The sequence below is a fragment of the Streptomyces sp. NBC_01439 genome, assembly GCF_036227605.1.
Lineage (GTDB): Bacteria > Actinomycetota > Actinomycetes > Streptomycetales > Streptomycetaceae > Streptomyces.
Window position 1 is genome coordinate 2,751,842 of the sequence record NZ_CP109487.1, and the last position, 16,871, is coordinate 2,768,712.

A 16,871-nucleotide genomic window follows, 5' to 3' on the forward strand; every position below is an offset into this window, starting at 1 on the left:
GTCGGCTGAAAAGTGGACCAGTTTGGCCGGTTGAAAAGTGACCCGCTGGTGTCGGTTCAGTCGTTGTCGTTGACGGTGGGAACGCGGCCGAGTTCTCGTCCTTTCATGCGGTAGGAGTCTCCCTTGAGGGAGTGGACCTCGGCGTGGTGGACGAGGCGGTCGATCATGGCGGCGGCGACAGTCTCGTCGCCGAAGACTTCTCCCCAGCGTCCGAAGGGCTTGTTGCTGGTGACGATCACGGACGCGCGTTCGTATCTGTTCGAGACGAGCTGGAAGAACAGATTCGCGGCTTCGGCCTCGAAGGGGATGTATCCCACCTCGTCCACCACGATCAGCGGATAGCGTCCGAGTCGGGTGAGTTCGTCGGCCAGGCGGCCGGTGTGGTGGGCATCGGCCAGGCGGTCGACCCACTCGGCCGCGGTGGCGAACGCGACGCGGTGACCGGCCTGGCAGGCCCGGACCGCAAGTCCGGTGGCCAGGTGGGTCTTGCCGGTGCCGGGCGGGCCGAGGAAGACGACGTTCTCCTTGCCCGCGATGAAGTCCAGCGTGCCCAGATGCGCCAGCTGCTGGCGCGTCAGGCCGCGCAGGTGGGTGACATCGAGTTCCTCCAGGGTCTTGACCGCGGGGAAACGCGCCGCCCGTACTCTCGCTTCGCCGCCGTGGGATTCCCGGGCGGATACCTCCCGCTGGAGGCAGGCGACGAGGTATTCGGTGTGGGTCCAGGATTCCTTGCGGGCCCGTTCCTCCAGTCGGCCCGCGGCATCCAAGAGTGCGGGGGCTTTCATCGCGCGGGCGAGGAAGGCCAGGTCGGAGGCGGTCTGCTGCCCGGTCCGCCGGTTCACTCCAGCCGAAGCGGCGGTGGTGTCCTCGGTGGTGTCGGCGATGGTGGTGCGGGGCATGTCAGATCACCTCTCTTCCACCGTCGATCACGGTGAACAGACGGTCGTAGGTGCCAAGCTCGCGTTGTTCGACTTCGACCAGCGGGCCGGAATCGACGGACCGGATGTGACCGGTGGGCCGCTGGTGGTGGTGTTCTCGGCGCATGATCCGGCCGGTTTCGGCGTGCTGGGGGTCGGTGATGGTCTGGTGGCGGGCCCAGCAGCGGGTGTGTTCTGCGACGATCTCCCCGCCCGCGGCCAGGACGATCACCTTTTCGTTGTCGGACAGGACGGTGACCTGGTGGCCGATCGCGGCCGGGTCGACGGAGTAGTCGCAGGTGTCGACGCGGACGTAGTGGTCGCGGCCGAGGCGGACCTGGAACCGCCACCAGGTCGGCGGGTCGGCGGCCGGGAGGGTCAGCATCTGGGCCCGGTCGGCTTCCCATCGGTCGGCCGGGCGGGCGCCGAGGGTGCGGTGGATCCTGCGGTTGGCGACCTTCAGCCAGGCCGTCAGCTGGCTGTTGAAATCGTCCGGGCCGCTGAAGTGGCGGCCGGGCAGGAACGAGGTCTCCAGGTAGCCGTTCGCCCTCTCGACCAGGCCCTTCGCTTCTGGATCGCGAGGTCGGCACAAGTAGATCTTCGTGGCGAGCAGGCCCGCGAACGCGGCGAACTCGGAGGTCGGGCGGCCGCGGCCGACGCCGGCCTCGTTGTCCCAGACCAGCGTCTTGGGCACCGCACCCCACTCGGTCAGCAGCCGCCAGTGCCCGTCGATCAGGTCCCCGGTCCGCCTCGAGGGCAGCATCCTCGCGGTGATCACCCGCGAGTAGCCGGAGACCATCACCAGCACCGGCATCCGCCCGCACTGCCCATAGCCCAGCGGAATGTCCGCCTCGGGAAACCACAGGTCGCACTGGGCCAGCTCGCCGGGCCGATAAACCGTCCGCGAGACCGGGTCGACCGGAACATAGGCCGGCCGGAGCTCGCGCACCCGGTCTTTGAGGATCGTCATCCCGCGGTCCCAGCCGATCCGCTCCGCGATCACCGTCGCCGGCATCGTCGGGGTCTCCCGCAGAAGCTCACGGATCTGCACCTCGACCGCGTCGACCGCCGAGCCCTTCACCGCACGCTCGTACTTCGGTGGCCGGTCCGTGGCCAGAGCCCGCTTGACCGTGTTCCTCGAGATCCCCAGATGCCGGGCGATTGCCCGGATCGGCATCCGCTCGGCCCGATGCAGCCGGCGGATCTCTGCCCAGTCCTCCACGAGGATCACCCTTCCCTCCTGACCTTGATCACCAAGGTCAGAGTCAGATGAAGATCACCAAGTGGGTCACTTTTGATACGCCGTCAGAGGGTCCGAGTTCAGCCGTCGCCGACACCCCGGGGCCCTTGGGCCCACGGAACCATGACCGCCATCGGCGACGGACGGGGCCTCGCGCCTCAGAAGCCCCCGGAGTCATCGGCCCCTTCACTGGCGACGAACAGCTCGGCCACTGCGGGGACCCCGAGTCCGAGGTCCCCCGCGCAGGAGACGAGCCGCCAGGCGTCCAACCAGGACTGGCGGAGCCAGTGCTCCCAGGCCGCCAGAGCCACGCCCTCCGCACCCAGCAGGTTCCTGGCCATCACGAAGGTCATGGCCACGACGTACGGCGGCGCCGGGACGAGCGTCACGTGCTCGACCCCGGGCTGCGCATCACACCGGATCCACGAGGCCACCGCGTCACAGGGCCTCTGCTCAACGCGAGGGGCGCTCTCTTGCGGCTGCAGGACGACCTTGATGGCATACACACAGGAACCTTAGATCGCCGCCACCTCGACGACGGTGAGCAAATCGCTGCCGCCTGGTGCCATGTCACAAGGCGGCCAGCTCTCACCGCCAGCACCCCGCACCGCTGCGGAACGGCCGAGCAACAGGGAACCCCTACAGCGGAGTTGGTCGTGACCTCGCCACTCGTTTCCGAGGAGGTCTTGGAGGGGGTTCGGGTAACGGTCCGGATGCCGCTTGCTGTCCGGATGCCGGTTACGGGTGGCGGGGTGGTTCTGCGGGTGCGCGCGATGGTTCGGCGTCTTCCCCGTGCCCTGCGGGACGTGGTGCGGAGGGTCAGGCTTCCTCGACCAGTCCTGCGATCTGGAGCTCTTCCACCCAGCGACCGAGGGCGACCCGTACCCGCAGCGAATCCATCATCCAGGCCCTGCTCAGCTCCGTCGCCGTGGCATCCAGCCGCCATTCGTGCTGCTGGAGGGCGACCCACATCGCTGCCCCCTGAGAATCGCAGGTGAACCGTTCGCCGGTCGCCACGTTCGCCAACTCCAGCTCGCCGTCGGCCGCGACGGCGGCGATCACCTCGGACACGGGCCTCACCCGCGCCCATACCTCTTTCTCCTCTTCCTCCATGTGCTGCTGCTCCTCAGGGGTAGCCGATGCAAGCCTCGGACGCCCCCGTACCGGAACTCACCACTCTTGGCACACGGGCCGTCGCTCAATGTAAGGCCATGGTCCCACCAGCGCCACGAGAAGCCGCCAACGCCCCCAACGCCCCCTGTGGAGGTGGGGAATTCCCACCTCCACAGGGGGCGTTGGCAGCGGCAGCAACAGCGACCTAGTCAACGTCGACGGCTCTGACGAACACCCGCAGCGCCTGGGCGAGTTCAGCTCCGGACGGGGCGTTGTCCGGGTCGAGCAGCCATTGCAGACCGAGGCCGGAGATGACGGCCAGGTGGAAGGACCCGACGGCCCGTTCCGTCTTCTCGTCGACCTCGCCACCCTCGCCGGCCAGGGCGTGCCTGAGCGGCTCCACGAGCGCCACCCGCGCCCGTTCATAGGCTTCGGCGAGCTGCTCACGCAGCCCGGGCACCCGATTGGCCTGAGCAAATGCCTCGATGCTGGCGAGCAGCAGCGGCCGGTGGGTGACGAAGAAACCGGAGACCCGCTCCCACACCGCATCGAGGTCGGGTTCCGCGTCCGCGGTGTCGGCGAGGAGGTCCCTGAGCTCCTCTCCCCACTCCTCGAACGCCTCCATCACGGCTTCGCTCAGCAAGGCCTCCTTAGAGCCGAAGTGGTAGCCGATCGAGGCGAGGTTGGCACCCGACGCGGCGACGATGTCCCGTGTCGTCGTGCGGGCGTACCCCTTCTCGTAGAGGCATTTCTTGGCACCTACCAGCAAGTCTTCTCGATTTCCCACGTCGTCATCATAGCCAAGAACACACGTCCGTCATATACGTCCGTCCTAGACGCTCTTCGTAATCACGCGTACTAGACAAGCGACTGAGACGTACGTATGGTTCAGCTCATGAACGCAGACACGCAATCTGCCGACCGGAAGGCCTGGATCGGCCTTGCCGTTCTGGTACTCCCCGTCCTGCTCATCTCTCTTGACATGCATGTGCTGTCCTACGCGCTGCCCTTCATCAGCAACTCCCTGGAGCCCAGCAGCTCCCAGTTACTGTGGATCTTCGACATCTATCCGCTGATGCTGGCGGGGCTGCTGTTAACGATGGGCACGCTCGGGGACCGGATCGGCCGGCGGAAGCTGCTTCTCTTCGGCGCAGCGGCGTTCGGCACCGCGTCGGTTCTGGCGGCGTACTCGACCAGCGCGGACATGCTGATCGCAACCCGCGCTCTGCTCGGTGTCGGTGGCGCGACGCTCATGCCGTCGACGCTCTCCCTGATCCGCAACATGTTCCACGACCCGGATCAGCGCCGGGTGGCCATCGCCGTCTGGACCGGCGCGTTCGCCGGTGGCGCGATGCTCGGCCCGCTGATGGGCGGCGCGATTCTCGAGCACTTCTGGTGGGGCGCGGTGTTCCTCGTGAACCTGCCCATCATGGTGCTGCTGATCATCCTGGCCCCGCTGCTGCTCCCGGAGTCCCGCGACCCGAACCCGGGTCGGTTCGACGTCACCAGTGCGCTGATGTCCCTGGGTGCGATGCTGCCGACCATCTACGGTGTGCAGCACATCGCCCAGGAGGGGCTGAGCTGGCTGCCCGTCGCGGCCATACTGGTCGGCTTCGCCCTCGGTTACGCCTTCATCCGCAGGCAGCGTTCCCTGACGGACCCGATGCTCGACATCCAGCTGTTCAAGAACCGGGGCTTCTCCGCGTCGATCTCCGCCAACACCCTGGGCGTCTTCTCGATGGTCGGCTCCAGCCTGTTCACCACGCAGTACCTCCAGATGGTGGCGGGTGTCCGGCCGCTGATCGCCGGTCTGTACGCCCTGCCCGCCGCCGGCGCGGCGATGACCGCGGCCGGACTGGCTCCGCTGATCGTCCGCAAGGTCCGTCCGGCGTTCGTGGTCGGCCTCGGTCTGCTGATCGGTGCCGCCGGCTTCGTCATCCTCGGCCAGCTGGACGGCAGTACCGCAACCGCGGCGCTGGTCGCCGGTACGGCGACGATGGCAGGTGGCATCACGCTCGTGCTCACCACCTCGTCGGACATGATCATCGCGACCGCGCCGCCGGAGAAGGCGGGTACCGTCTCGGGCCTGTCGCAGATCGCCACCGAGTTCGGCGGCGCGCTCGGCATCGCCATCCTGGGCAGCGTCGGTACGGCCATGTACCGGGCCGACCTCGCCGACACCGCACCGAAGAACCTGGACCCGGCGGCACTCGACACGGCGCGGGACACTCTCGGCGGGGCCCTGGACGTCGCCGGGCGACTGCCCGAAGCGGCGGGTCAGGCACTGGCGGCGGCCTCGCGGGAAGCGTTCACCCACGGGCTGCAGGCGGCGATGTACACCGCCTCCGGAATCCTGATCCTGATGGCGCTGCTGGCCGCCACGATGTTGCGCAACGTCCGACTGGGCAAACAGCAGCCGGAGAACGCGCCGCAGCCGAAGCACCGGGCGGGAGACCCGCGGCAGCACGGCGGGTACCCGCAACAGACCGGCCACCCGCAGCCGCAGCGGTACGGAACGGACGGGCAGGATTCGCTGACGCGGCGGTGACGCCACCGCGGCCCCCGGGGCCGCGGTAGCCACTGCCCGATCAGCCCCACAAGCGGTCCGTGCCGGAATTCATCCCCCGTGATCCGGCACGGACCTTCCGCCGTTCCCGGTCCCGCACATGGATGAGTGCCGCCCCGCGCATGCGCGGGGCGGCACTCATCCATGTGCGGGTACGTAGGTCCGTAGGCCCGTAGGCCCGTAGGTGCGCGTACGTGTGCTCCTCGTGCTCAGGGCCCGCGCCCCTCGGCCCACGAACCGTCCGTGTCGCCCCGCGCACAGCTGCGCGCGGGGCCGTTCCGCCTCGCACACGACCTCGCACACGGCGGTGCGCCGGGCCGTCTTGCTCGGCCCGGCGCACCGGAGGGGGGATTTCGGTGGGGCGGGATCAGTCGGAGAGGCCCAGCTCCTCGTCGAGGATGCCGAAGATCTCGTCCGCCGAGGCGGAATCCAGACTCGCGGCGCCGGCCTCGGCGTCCGGGGCGGGGCCCGAGCTCTCGACCCATCGGGAGGTCAGGGCCCGCAGTCGGGCCGCGATCCTGGCGTGCTCACCGCCGACCGGGACCGCCGAGCCCAGGATGCTCTCCAGCCGGGCCAGTTCGTCCTCCAAGGAGGGCGCCTTCTCCTCCACCACCAGCACACCGTGGAGATGTGCGGCCATTGCCGTCGACGTCGGGTGGTCGTAGATCAGCGTCGACGGCAGCCGCAGGCCGCAGGCCGACCCGAGGCGGTTGCGCAACTCCACGGCGGCCAGCGAGTCGAAGCCGAGCTCCGAGAAGCCGCGGTCCGCGTCGATGGCGTCTGGGCCCGCGTGGCCGAGTACGCCCGCCACATGAGTGCGCACCAGAGCGACCAGCAGCCGCAGCTGCTCCTCGGTCGACACTCCCGCGAGCTGCTCGGACAGCGCCTCGGACCCACGACCGGTCTCGGCAGCGGCGCCGGCCCGGCGGCCCCGTCGGGCCGGCGGCCTGACCAGGTCACGCAGCAGCGGCGGCACCCCGTCCACCGCGGCGTGGGCCCGGATCGGGGCCGTATCGAGACGCACCGGCAGCAGGGTGGCCCGTTCCGAACGCAGCGCCGCGTCGAACAGCTCCAGGCCGTCCGCCACCGTCAGTGCCGAGATGCCGGAGCGGGCCATCCGCTGCTGGTCGACGGCGGCCAGGGCGTCGCCCATGCCGTCACTGGATTCCCACAGGCCCCAGGCCAGGGACACACCGGGCAGACCGGCCGCCCGGCGCCGCTGGGCCAGGGAGTCCAGGAAGGAGTTGGCCGCGGCGTAGTTCCCCTGCCCCGCACTGCCCATGGTCCCGGCGAGCGAAGAGAAGAGGACGAAGGCCGACAGCGGCCGCCCGGCGGTCAGTTCGTGCAGGTTGACGGCCGCGTCGACCTTCGGACGCAGGACACCGTCCAGCCGCTCGGGGGTGAGGGACGCGAGGGTGGCGTCGTCGAGTACGCCCGCGGTGTGCAGCACGCCCGTCAGTGGGTGCTCCTCGGGGATGCCCTTCAGCAGGGTGACCAGTGCCGCCCTGTCGGTGACGTCGCAGGCGGCCACGGTGACGCTCTTGGCGCCCGAATCGCCCAGTGCGGCGCAGAGTTCGTCGACTCCCGGTGCGCTCTCGCCCCTGCGGCTGACGAGCAGCAGGTGCTGCACGCCGTGCTCGGACACCAGGTGTCGGGCCACCACGCTGCCCAACGCGCCGGTCCCGCCGGTGATCAGGACCGTGCCCTCCGGGTCCCAGCCGGATCCCGGCGCCCCACCCTCGGCGGTCGGTTGCGGAGCCCGGACCAGTCGTGGTGTCAGCAGGGAGCCCCCGCGGACCGCCACTTCGGGTTCGGCCAGGGCCACTGCCGCGGGCAGTGCCCGGTACGAGTCGTCCGTGCCGTCGGTGTCGACCAGGGCGAACCGTTCCGGATACTCGGCCTGCGCCGAGCGGACCAGCCCCCACAGCGGGGCCCGGTCCAGGCCCGGGACCGCATCGCCGTCGGATGCGGCGACCGCGCCCTCGGTGAGGACCACCAGTCGGGATCCGGCGAGCCGGTCTTCTGCGATCCAGTCCCGGAACACCGTCAGGGTCCGACGGGCGGCGGACTTGGCCGCGTCCGCGAGGCCGGCCGGGCCCTCGGTGGAGACGGCCGTCCTTTCGTCGAGCACCACCACGTCGGGCACCGCGCGTTCCGCGAGGAGTGCCGCGAGGTCGGCGTGGACCGGGGTGCCCGCGCCGAGTGCCGTCGCCGCGGCGGAGCCTTCCCCACCCAGAACGGCCCATCGAACGTTCGGAGTGGGGGCGGGGGTCGCGGCTTCGGTCCAGTTCAGCAGGTAGAGCGAGCCGGTCGCGGCGTCCTGACCGGCCCTGAGCTGCTCGGCCGGCACCGCACGGGCCACCAGCGAACGTACCGAGGCGACCGGACTGCCGGTCTCGTCCGCCACATCGACGGTGATGCTCTCGGGTCCGAAGGCGTGCACGCGGACCCGCAGTGCAGCCGCCCCGGTGGAGTACAGGGTGACGCCGTTCCAGGAGAAGGGGAGCCGCGGCCCGGCGGAGTCGTCGGTGCTGTCGGCGTCGCCGATGAGCGTCGCGTGCAACGCGGCGTCGAGGAGGGCGGGATGCAGGCCGAACGCCGCGCCGTCCGCGTGTGCCTCCTCGGGCAGGGCGACCTCGGCGAAGACCTCGTCGCCGCGCTTCCAGGCGGCCCGCAACCCCTGGAACACCGGGCCGTATCCGTACCCCTGCGCAGCCAGATCCGCGTAGACGCCCTCGACGGGGAGGCGGTCCGCCCCCTTCGGCGGCCAGTCCGTCGGATCGAACGGCAGGTCGAAGGCGGGCTGCTCCGGCAGGAGCGTGCCGGTCGCGTGGACCGTCCACTTGGCTTCCGCGCCGCCGTCCGTGGACTCGCCGTCCGGCCGCGAGTACACCTGTACCGGTCGCGCTCCCGTGTCACCTGGAGCGCCGACCGAAACCTGGACCTGGACGCCGCCCCGTTCGGGCAGCGCCAGCGGCGCGGTCAGCGTCAACTCGTCCAGACTGCCGCTGCCGGTCTGGTCGCCCGCCCGTATCGCCATCTCGACGAACGCGGTACCGGGCAGCAGGACCGTACCGGCCACCACGTGGTCGGCGAGCCACGGCTGGGTGTCCAGGGACAGCCGTCCGGTGAGCACCACCCCGTCGGATTCGGGTAGTTCGACGGCCGCGCTGAGCATCGGGTGCGCGGTCGGATCAAGACCCAGTGCGGAAACGTCACCGAGCACGGGTGCCGAGTCCAGCCAGTAGCGCTCGCGCTGGAAGGCGTACGTCGGCAGATCCACCCGGCGGGTGCCCGCGCCCGCCAACAGGGCCGGGGCGTCCAGCTCCTGGCCCCGGACGTACGCCGCGGCGACGGCCGCGAGCAGTGTGCGGATCTCCGGGCGGTCCTTGCGCAGGGCCGGTACGAGAAGGGCCGCTTCCGGGTTCTCCAGAGTCGACTCGGCCATCCCGGACAGTACGCCGTCGGGACCCAACTCGACGAAGGTCGAGACGCCCGCGGCTTCGAGCGCGCGGATGCCGTCGGCGAATCGCACGGGCCTGCGGACGTGCCGCACCCAGTACTCCGGGTCCGACAGCTCTCCCGCCCCGGCGATCCGGCCGGTCAGGTTCGAGACCACGGCGATGCGCGGCTCGGCGAATTCGATCTGCCGCACCACCTGCCGGAACTCGTCCAGCATCGGGTCCATCAACGGCGAGTGGAAGGCGTGCGAGACGGTCAGTCGCTTGGCCGCGATCCCCCGGTCGGCGAGTTTCGCCGCGATGTCGTCCACGGCCGCTTCGGAACCCGAGATCACCACGGAACGCGGTCCGTTGACAGCTGCGATGCCGACCCTGCTCTCCCGGCCGGTGAGCAGCGGGAGCACGTCGGCTTCGGCGGCTCGTACGGCGAGCATCACTCCGCCGGTGGGCAGGGCTTGCATCAGCCGGCCCCGGGCCGCCACCAGGGTGGCGGCATCCTCCAAGGTGAGAACGCCGGAGACGTGCGCGGCGGCGATCTCGCCCACCGAGTGGCCGGCCAGGAAGTCCGGCCGCAGACCGAACGACTCGACGAGGCGGAACAGCGCCACCTCGACCGCGAACAGCGCGGCCTGGGTGTACGCGGTCTGGTTCAGCAGGTCCTGGTCACCGCTCTGGTCACCGAGGATCACGTCACGTAGCGGGCGTTCGAGCCGACCGGTGAACTGATCGCACACTGCGTCCAGCGCCTGTGCGAACACCGGGTACTGGGCGACGAGTTCACGGCCCATACCGGCTCGTTGGCTGCCCTGGCCGGTGAACAGGAACGCGAACCGGCCGGTTCCGGCGCGGCCCGTGAGCACATCGGGCGCCGTCGCGCCGTCGGCAAGGGAGGCAAGGCCGTTCAGGAACGCGTCCCGGCCGTCCGCGAGGACGACGGCGCGGCGCGTGTGCGAGGTACGGGTCGTCAGGGCCGCGTGGGCGACGTCGGCGAGGCCCAGGTCCGGGTGGGCGGTCGTGAACGCGTGCAGTCGCGCTGCTTGGGCGCGCAGTGCCTCGGGGGTGCTGCCGGAGACCACCCACGGCACGGGAACGCCCGAGGGCCACTGCCCGACCTCCACCGAAGCCTCGACCGACTCCTCCCGAGGGGCCTCCTCGATGATGACGTGCGCATTGGTACCACTGATACCGAAGGACGACACACCGGCCCGGCGGGGCACACCCTCCACCCGCTCCCACGGCCTGGCCTCCGTCAACAACTCCACATCACCGGCCGACCAGTCCACGTGCGACGACGGAGCATCAACGTGCAACGTCCTGGGCATCACACCATGACGCAACGCCTGCACCATCTTGATCACACCAGCCACACCCGCCGCAGCCTGCGTGTGCCCCAGGTTCGACTTCACCGAACCCAACCACAACGGACGACCCGCCACCCGCTCCTGCCCGTACGTCGCAAGCAACGCCTGCGCCTCGATCGGGTCACCCAACGTCGTACCCGTACCGTGCGCCTCCACCACATCCACATCCGAGAACCGCAAACCAGCACTCGCCAACGCAGCCCGAATCACACGCTGCTGCGAAGGACCGTTGGGAGCCGTCAAACCATTGCTCGCACCGTCCTGGTTGACAGCGGAACCACGAACCACCGCAAGCACCTGATGACCATTCCTCCGCGCGTCCGACAGACGCTCCACGAGAAGGACACCGACACCCTCGCCCCAACCCGTACCGTCGGCCGCGTCCGCGAACGGCTTGCAGCGGCCGTCGGCGGCGAGACCGCGCTGACGGGTGAAGTCCACGAACGTCTCGGGGGTGGCCATCACGGTCACGCCACCGGCGAGCGCGAGGCTGCACTCGCCCTGGCGCAGCGCCTGGATGGCCCAGTGCAGGGCCACCAGGGAGGACGAGCACGCGGTGTCCACCGAGACCGCGGGCCCTTCGAGTCCCAGCGCGTAGGACACCCGGCCGGAGACCACGCTGCCGAGCGTGCCGTTGCCCAGGTATCCGCTGACGTCGTCGGGGACCGCGCCGAGGCGCGAGGCGTAGTCGTGGTACATCACGCCGGCGAAGACACCGGTCCTGCTGCCCTTGAGCGAGGCCGGGTCGATGCCCGCCCGCTCGATGGCTTCCCAGGAGGCTTCCAGGAGCAGTCGCTGCTGCGGGTCGGTGGCCAGCGCCTCGCGCGGGCTGATGCCGAAGAACTCGGCATCGAAGTCGGCCGCGTCGTGCAGGAAGCCGCCCGACCTGGTGAGGGTCTTGCCGATCTTGCCGGGCTCAGGATCGTAGAGCCCTTCGGTGTCCCAGCCGCGGTCGGTGGGGAAATCGGTGATGCCGTCGCGGCCGGCGACGAGCAGGTCCCACAGGTTCTCCGGCGACTGCACGTCGCCGGGGAACCGGCAGCTCATGCCCACGATCGCGATCGGTTCGTCGTACGAGAGGGCCGCGGCCGGGCCGACCCCGGCGGCGGAGGCCTCGACGGTGCTCTCCTCGTCCCCGACGAGTTCGGTCTTCAGGAACCGGGCGAGGACGTCGGACGCGGGGTAGTCGAAGACGAGGGTCGCGGGCAGCCGCAGTCCGGTCTCCTTCTGGAGCCGATTGCGCAGCCCGACCGCGGAGAGCGAGTCGAAGCCCAGTTCCTTGAACGCGCGTTGCGGCTCCACGGAGTCCTTGGCGTCGTGGCCGAGAACGCCCGCGACCTGGGTGCGTACCAGGTCGAGCAGGTGTGCGTCGCGCTCCTCGTCCGGCATCCGCGTCAACCGCTCCTGGAGCGTGCCGGTACCCGCGGCCGGGCCGCCGGCCGCCGAGCGGCGTGCCGGGGTGTGGACCAGGCCGCGCAGCATGGCCGCGGGCTGTCCGGAGGCGCGCTGCAGGGCGGCGAAGTCCCAGCGCGCGGGGAGCAGTACGGCTTCGTCGGCGGCCAGCGCGGCGTCGAAGAGCCCGGTGCCTTCGTCGGGTGAGAGGGCGAGGACGCCCGCCTCGGCCATCCGGTCGAGGTCGGTCCGGGTGAGGCGGCTGCCCATGCCCGTACTGCCGTCCCACAGGCCCCAGGCCAGCGAGACCCCGGCGAGGCCCTGGGAACGACGGTCTGCCGCCAGGGCGTCCAAGTAGGCGTTGGCCGCGGCGTAGTTGCCCTGTCCTGCACCGTCCAGGGTGCCCGCCACGGAGGAGAACAGGACGAAGGCGCTCAGGTTCAGTTCGCGGGTCAGCTCGTGCAGGTGCCAGGCCGCGTCGATCTTGGGCCGCAGGACGGTGTCGAGGCGGTCCGGGGTGAGGGCGGGGATCGTGCCGTCGTCGAGGACACCGGCCGCGTGCACGACGCCGGTCAGCGCGTGCGCCGCGGGGACGGCCTCCAGCAGTTTCGCCAGCGCGGCCCGGTCGGTGACGTCGCAGGCGGCGAAGGTGACGCTGTCGGCACCCGCCTCGGCCAGTTCCGCGCGGAGCTCGGCGGCCCCCGGGGCGTTCTCCCCCCGCCGGCTGACGAGCAGCAGGTGCCGTACGCCGTGTGCGGCGACGAGGTGGCGGGCGAAGAGCGCGCCCAGGCCGCCGGTCGCACCCGTGATCAGGACGGTGCCTTCCGCGTCCCAGACCGGCGCCGAGTCCGAGGTCTGGGCGGGGAGTTGGGGGACGCGGGCCAAGCGCGGTACGAGGACGGCGCCGGCGCGGACGGACGTCTCGGGCTCGCCGGAGGCAACGGCGGCGCGAACCGAGGGCAGTTGGTCGGGAAGGGTGTCCACGTGGACCAGGACGATCCTGCCCGGATCCTCCTCCTGCGCCGAGCGCACCAGGCCGGTCACGGCGGCGCCCGCCAGGTCCCCCTGCCTGGTGACGACGACCAGGGTCGCCGAGGCGAACCGCTCGTCCGACAACCAGGCTTGCAGGAACTGGAGGACCCGCAGCACTTCACCGCGCACGGCGTCGGGGTGGGTGTCCGTGGTGGCCGCGGGACGGGTGCCGGTGGTGCCCGCGGCGAGCACCACCACGTCCGCGGGCGTGCCCGCCGCGGCGGCCAGCGCGGCCAGGTCCGCATGGTGTTCGGCCCGTCCGCCCGCCGCGCGCAGCGCCTCGACGAGGCCGTCGGTGTCGTCGCCGAGTACGGCCCAGCGGCCGGTGTCCCGGACCGGTCCGCCGTTCACGGCCGGAATCCAGTCCAGCCGGAACAGGGCGTCGTGGGTCGCGGTCGAGGCGGCGGCGAGTTGTTCGGCGGTGATGGTGCGCAGTGCCAGGGACTCCACGGACGCGACGGGAGCGCCGGTGGCGTCGGCGATCTCCAGCGACACGGCTTCCTGGCCGTCGGGAGCGAGGCGCACCCGCAGTGCGGTGGCGCCCGTCGCGTACAGGGACACCCCGCTCCAGGCGAAGGGCAGCCGGATGCTCCCCTCCCCCGGGTCCGACGCGGCGCGGTCGCCGAGTCCGGCGGCGTGCAGGGCCGCGTCGAGGAGCGCGGGGTGCAGGCCGAAGCGGCCCGCCTGGTCCTGCGCGTCCTCGGGCAGCGCGATCTCGGCGAAGACGTCGTCGCCGCGCTTCCACGCGGCGCGCAGGCCCTGGAAGACGGGCCCGTAGCCGTAGCCCTCGCGAGCCATCCGTGCGTACTCGCCGGACACGTCGACGGCGGCGGCGCCCTTCGGCGGCCACGCCGTCAGGTCGAACGCGGCCGCGTGCTGCTCGGGTACGAGGCTGCCCGCGGCGTGCACGGTCCAGGGCGCGTCCGGGCCGCCGTCCGCGCTCCGGTCGTCCGGGCGCGCGTACACGTGGACCGGGCGCCTGCCGTCGTCACCGGGTGCGCCGACCGACACCTGGACCTGGACGCCACCGTGCTCGGGGAGCACCAGCGGCGCGGTCAGCGTCAGATCGTCGAGCCGGCCGCAGCCGACCTGGTCGCCCGCTCGTATGGCCATCTCGACGAACGCGGTGCCGGGCAGCAGGACCGTGCCACCGGCCGCGTGGTCGGCCAGCCAGGGCTGAGTGTCGAGACCGACGCGGCCGGTGAGCACCGCTTCGTCGGCGTGGGCCAGGGCGATCGCCGCACCGAGCAGGGGGTGGTCCGCGGCACTCAGGCCCAGCGAGGCGGCGTTGCCCGTCTCCAGGAGGGCTTCGGGCCAGTGCCGCTTGTGCTGGAAGGCGTACGTGGGCAGATCGACGCGATGGGCGCCCCGGCCCTCGAAGAAGGCCGCCCAGTCCACCGGGACGCCGTGCACATGGGCCTCGCCGAGCGCTCCGGCGAGCGCCCCGGGGCCGTTGTCGCGCGCTCCGGGGCCGTCGATGACCACGGCGGGTGCGCCCGCCTCGGGTGCGTCGTTGCGGATGCTGTCCGAGAGCGCCGGGTGGACGCCGGCCGTGAGGAAGACCGTGTGGCCGGTCTCCAGGAGGGCGCGGGCCACCGCGTCCGTGTCTTCGTCGTCCCTGGCGCCGTCCGGGTCCGCGGTCCAGTACGCGGCGTCGAGTGCCGAGCCGTCCAGGGCCGCGCCGGTCGCCGCCGAGTAGAGGGGGATCCGGGTCGGTCGGGGGTCGACGCCCGTGGGAGTGCCGGCTGCGACGCGGGCCGCGTCGGTCAGGGACAGCGCCCCGGCGACCTGGGCCGCGGCGATCTCTCCGCTGCCCTGCCCGAGTACGGCGGCGGGCCTCACTCCGTACGCGCGCCACAGGGCCGCGAGCGAGACCAGCACCGCGAACAGGCCGGCCCGCGCCACGTCCGGGCGCTCCGGTGCCGGGGCGCCCGGCTCATTGCGGACCACGGCGAGCAGGTCCCAGCCCGTGTGGGCGCCCAGCGCGGCGGCGCTCTCACGGAAGGTCTCCGTGAAGGCCGGTGAGGTGTCCAGCCATGCGACTGCGGTGTCGTGCCAGTGTGTTGCGTCTCCCGGGAGAACGAGGACCGTACGGGGTTCGCCCGTTGCCGCGCCGCGCACCAGAGCGGCGGCGGGTTCACCGGCGGCGAGCGCACGCAGCGCAGCCAGTGTGCCCTCCCGGTCGGACGCGGTCAGTGCCGCGCGGTGCTCCAGGTGGGTGCGCGAGGTCGCCAGCGAGTACGCCACGTCCAGCGGGCGCGGCGGCGCGTCGCCCTCGATGCGGCGCAGGAGGCGCTGTGCCTGGGCGCGCAGCGCGGGTTCGCTCGCGGCCGACAGGAGGTGGGGCAGGGCGGTGCCGGTCGGCTCCGCGGGGGCGTCCGCCACCGGTTCGGTGGGCGGCGCCTCCTCGATGATGACGTGGGCGTTGGTACCGCTGATGCCGAAGGACGAGATGCCCGCGCGGCGCGGCGCTCCGTCGACCGTGTCCCAGGGCAGCGCCTCGGTGAGCAGCTCGACCTCACCCGCCGCCCAGTCCACCTGGGAGCTCGGCGCGTCCACGTGCAGGGTCCTGGGCAGTACGCCGTGCCGCATGGCCTGCACCATTTTGATGATGCCCGCGGCTCCGGCGGCCGCCTGGGTGTGGCCCATGTTGGACTTGATGGAGCCCAGCCGCAGCGGGCGGCCTGCGGGGCGCTCCTGGCCGTACGTCGCCAGGAGCGCCTGCGCCTCGATGGGGTCGCCGAGCCGGGTGCCGGTGCCGTGCGCCTCCACCGCGTCGACCTCGGCGGCGGACAGCCTGGCGTTGGCCAGGGCCGCCCGGATGACGCGCTGCTGGGCGGGACCGTTGGGCGCGGTCAGGCCGTTGCTCGCGCCGTCCTGGTTGAGGGCGGAGCCACGTACGACGGCAAGGACGCGGTGGCCGTTCCTGCGCGCGTCGGAGAGCCGCTCCAGTACGAGCATGCCGACGCCCTCGGCCCAGCCGGTGCCGTCTGCGGACTCCGCGAAGGACTTGCAGCGGCCGTCCGGGGCGAGGCCGCGCTGTCTGCTGAACTCCACGAAGGTGCGCGGTGTCGACATCACGGTCACGCCGCCGGCCAGGGCGAGCGTGGAAGTGCCCTGGCGCAGCGACTGGCTCGCCAGGTGCAGCGCCACCAGGGAGGACGAGCAGGCGGTGTCGATCGACACCGCCTGACCCTCGAGCCCGAGGGAGTACGAGACGCGGCCCGAGACCACGCTGCTGTCGGTGCCGACGACGAGGAAGCCCTCGGCGCCCTCGGCGACCGTGCCCGGCTTGGCGTGGTAGTCCGCGGCCATCACTCCGACGAACGCGGAGGTGAGGCTGCCGCGCAGGGTGCGCAGATCGATTCCGGCGTCCTCGAACGCCTCCCACGACGCCTCCAGGACGGCCCGCTGCTGGGGGTCGGTGGCGGACGCCTCGTGCGGGCTCATGCTGAAGAAGGACGCGTCGAACAGCGGTGCTTCGTGCAGGAACCCGCCCTCCTTGGCGTAGGTCTTGCCGGAGCGCGACGCGTCCTCGTCGAAGATTCCGGCGAGGTCCCAGCCGCGGTCGTCCGGGAAGCCGGTGATGGCGTCCCGGCCCTGCGCGACCAGGTTCCACAAGTCCTCGGGGTTCTCCACACCGCCGGGAAAACGGCAGCTCATGCCGACGATGGCGATCGGCTCGTTGGCGGCGGCGACGGCCTGGTCGTGGCGCTGGCGCAACCGTTCGTTCTCCAGGAGAGACGTGCGCAACGCCTCTGCGATCTGCTCGACAGAAGTACCCACGGT

Annotated in this window: 7 protein-coding genes; 1 reads left to right on the top strand and 6 read right to left on the bottom strand. The window is 71.5% G+C overall.

Annotated elements, in window-relative coordinates; genetic code table 11:
• Window positions 1-56: 56 nt before the first annotated feature.
• The 5 genes from istB to OG207_RS12050 form a co-directional block, all read right to left on the bottom strand.
• Window positions 57-899: an IS21-like element helper ATPase IstB gene (istB, locus tag OG207_RS12030; protein WP_329094680.1), complete on the bottom strand. Its 843-nt coding sequence runs from the start codon at window positions 897-899 to the stop codon at window positions 57-59.
• A 1-nt stretch (window position 900) separates the two neighbouring features.
• Window positions 901-2,148, bottom strand: a complete 1,248-nt coding sequence (gene istA / locus OG207_RS12035) for an IS21 family transposase (protein ID WP_329094678.1) — start codon at window positions 2,146-2,148, stop codon at window positions 901-903.
• A gap of 167 nt (window positions 2,149-2,315) precedes the next feature.
• Window positions 2,316-2,546, bottom strand: a complete 231-nt coding sequence (locus tag OG207_RS12040) for a hypothetical protein (protein WP_329098483.1) — start codon at window positions 2,544-2,546, stop codon at window positions 2,316-2,318.
• A 430-nt stretch (window positions 2,547-2,976) separates the two neighbouring features.
• A complete protein-coding gene (locus OG207_RS12045; RefSeq protein WP_329098485.1) occupies window positions 2,977-3,270 on the bottom strand; it encodes a PqqD family protein in 294 nt (97 codons plus the stop codon).
• A gap of 205 nt (window positions 3,271-3,475) precedes the next feature.
• Window positions 3,476-4,057, bottom strand: a complete 582-nt coding sequence (locus OG207_RS12050) for a TetR/AcrR family transcriptional regulator (RefSeq protein WP_329098487.1) — start codon at window positions 4,055-4,057, stop codon at window positions 3,476-3,478.
• 108 nt (window positions 4,058-4,165) lie between these two features.
• On the opposite strand from OG207_RS12050, the gene OG207_RS12055 reads away from it, so the two are divergent.
• Window positions 4,166-5,818 (top strand): MFS transporter, encoded by a 1,653-nt coding sequence (locus OG207_RS12055; RefSeq protein ID WP_329098489.1) that lies wholly within the window; start codon window positions 4,166-4,168, stop codon window positions 5,816-5,818.
• A 385-nt stretch (window positions 5,819-6,203) separates the two neighbouring features.
• On the opposite strand, the gene OG207_RS12060 is transcribed toward OG207_RS12055, so the two are convergent.
• The gene (locus OG207_RS12060) at window positions 6,204-16,868 is read right to left on the bottom strand and encodes a type I polyketide synthase (RefSeq protein WP_329098491.1); all 10,665 of its coding nucleotides are present in this window, start codon (window positions 16,866-16,868) and stop codon (window positions 6,204-6,206) included.
• Window positions 16,869-16,871 lie beyond the last annotated feature (3 nt).

Excerpts from the sequence above, each read along its gene's own strand:
- istB (WP_329094680.1), bottom strand. The coding sequence starts at position 899 with ATGCCCCGCACCACCATCGCCGACACCACCGAGGACACCACCGCCGCT.
- OG207_RS12055 (WP_329098489.1), top strand. The coding sequence starts at position 4,166 with ATGAACGCAGACACGCAATCTGCCGACCGGAAGGCCTGGATCGGCCTT.
- OG207_RS12045 (WP_329098485.1), bottom strand. The coding sequence starts at position 3,270 with ATGGAGGAAGAGGAGAAAGAGGTATGGGCGCGGGTGAGGCCCGTGTCC.